The following is a 2,208-nucleotide window of genomic DNA, read 5'->3' as shown; positions in this document are numbered from 1 at the left end:
ATGCATAAACCGCTGGTGACGCACATCCATAGAGCAATTAAATACTGTCCCCGAAACTTGAATACAGTTATGTTACTCACTATGCGATCACTCCTAATGTATATAATGACCACTGCTTGTTTGCCTTGGCAGTGCATTGATCTCGCAGAGCGAAATCCATTCATAGCCACTGGATCCATTGCACTACCAATCATTCCTATAAACCAGGCACATGCTCAGGTAGTGCACGCTGCGCATGCTCAGTTACTGGTACTTAGCGGGCTGAAATCTGGAGCGGGGATGCCAGGGGAGGTAGGGGAGAAAAGCAGAGTGCTTTGTATCAATGCATTGGCGAATACTCAGCATTTGCTGCCGAGGCTTTAGACCTGAAGCCACCATAAGCACCTCCCTGTGAACCGGAGCCACATTGGGCTCGTCGTACACGTCGTATGCACAGCGGTTGGAACACGTGCGTGTTCACGATGGGGTCTTCATTCCATGACCTTGGGGGAGATCGAACGTCCACGATCCCGAGCATCCAGCACGAGATGACAGTAGTACAGGGTTTGAGAACTTGCCAACGGGAGCCCGGAAATCGACCAGCAGGAATGGTTCTTCTGCAATTGGGTCGATGGTGCGAGGGTTGTTGAAGGAAGCCTGATTCCTTGCTGGGTATGCAAGCAGTTCCTCTATTTAGCTACTTGCGCGATTGGCGATCGGTACAGATTGGGTCACGCAACTCAAGACGCTACTGATCGAGCACGCCGGCGTAGTCGTGTGGGTCAACTCTGCCGCCTAATGCCTTGCAAGCACGAAGCCCGACGTTTTCAATCGCGAAGGTGTATTCGGGCATGCCCCATTCATCGAGGCCTGCGCGGTACAGAGGTAGCCGTCGCTGGCCTCAAGCAGTTGTGCTTCATTGATGAGGACACCGCCTCGTCTGGATAGTTGTGCCAGACTTCCTGTAAAGCAGTTGATCGCTAAAGGTGCGAAACGAATGACTTCATTCAGGTTCATAGGGCGCTCTCGCTCGCCGGATGAGGATCGGCGTGAAGACGGTTTTCGGCCCCTCGAATGGCTTTGGCGATTCGCCAGAAATAAATTGCGCCAATCGAAAATTCGAACACCGAACCGATGACCCAGCATGTCATCAGCGACGACGGCACATCGCGATTGCTCATTGCGACGTAATAGATCAACGGAATGCTTATAAACCACATCAGAACCAGGCGCACGACCAGCGAAAATCTGGCCATGCCAATACTCTCCAAGACGGCTGCACCCGTCATAGAGAAGACAAAGGCGGCGGAGAATGTCCACAGTACGCGTTGTGTATCGATGGCCAGGGCGACGATCTCCGGGTTGTGCCCCAAGTCGCCGAAAGCCTTGAGCAAGACCTGTGGCAAAGTGATTTGAACGGTGGAAACCAGCAGAACGTAGAACAGCTCGATGGTCACGGTCACCCGTAGGATCGTTGCCAACTCAGTGTATTGCTCCTTGCCCACTGCAGTGGCGCACAGAATGCTGCAACCAATACCCAAACCGATGATCGGGATGATGCCCAGGTAATTGATCGTCAGATTGACGTTGTTTGCCGCTAGCGCGCTAGAGCCCAGTACCGCGACTATCCAGATGAATGCAGTGTTGCCGAGCTGATCCACTCCGGCGGATAAGCCACTGGGAACACCTCTACGCAGCCGGAAAAACAGCCGAGGCAGTAGGCGCTCGCTACGGGCAATGAAGATGTTCATCAACTCAAGCCAGATTTCTCGAGGCAGCATTACTGCGTAGCACGTCAGCATGGACAGAGTGCCRATCAATGTACCGATAGCGGCTCCGGCCATTCCCATTTCGGGCAGCCCGAACTTTCCGAAGACCAGGCCGACGGTGAAGATTGAGTCGACTACTTGACCAACGATGCCGACCATGAGCGTTTCGCGGGTTCGACCCACACCGTTGAAGTATGAGGACAGCGCTGTGTCGATCGTCATTACGCCGCCGAAGATCGCCGCCCAGAGCATGTACTGCGATTCGAGGCTGACAATCTGCGGTGGGCGGGAGCTGAGCTGTGGGATCATCGCGATCAACGGGGCGGCGACAAACAGCAGGGCACCGCAGGCAATACCAAGGAGCAGCCCCAGTGCGGCTTCATTCCAAGCCTCGCTGAGCCCCGATCGACCATTCGCCTGTGCAATAAAGGAACGTGACACGCCTACGGTGCTACAGAAG

General features: G+C 54.3%; 2 protein-coding genes. Both read right to left on the bottom strand.

Annotated elements, in window-relative coordinates; translation table 11 throughout:
- Positions 1-774: 774 nt before the first annotated feature.
- Positions 775-996, bottom strand: coding sequence for a hypothetical protein (locus tag AC1DLB_RS28165; RefSeq protein ID WP_146602943.1), 222 nt, complete (start codon positions 994-996; stop codon positions 775-777).
- A partial coding sequence (locus tag AC1DLB_RS28160; RefSeq protein ID WP_477786101.1) for an MATE family efflux transporter occupies positions 993-2,208 on the bottom strand: 1,216 nt, incomplete at its 5' end. The genes AC1DLB_RS28160 and AC1DLB_RS28165, both read right to left, overlap by 4 nt.

This window comes from Pseudomonas sp. 05N434 (genome assembly GCF_056396965.1).
The sequence above is the reverse complement of the archived record's forward strand: the minus strand, read 5'-3'. Positions and strand labels throughout refer to the sequence as shown.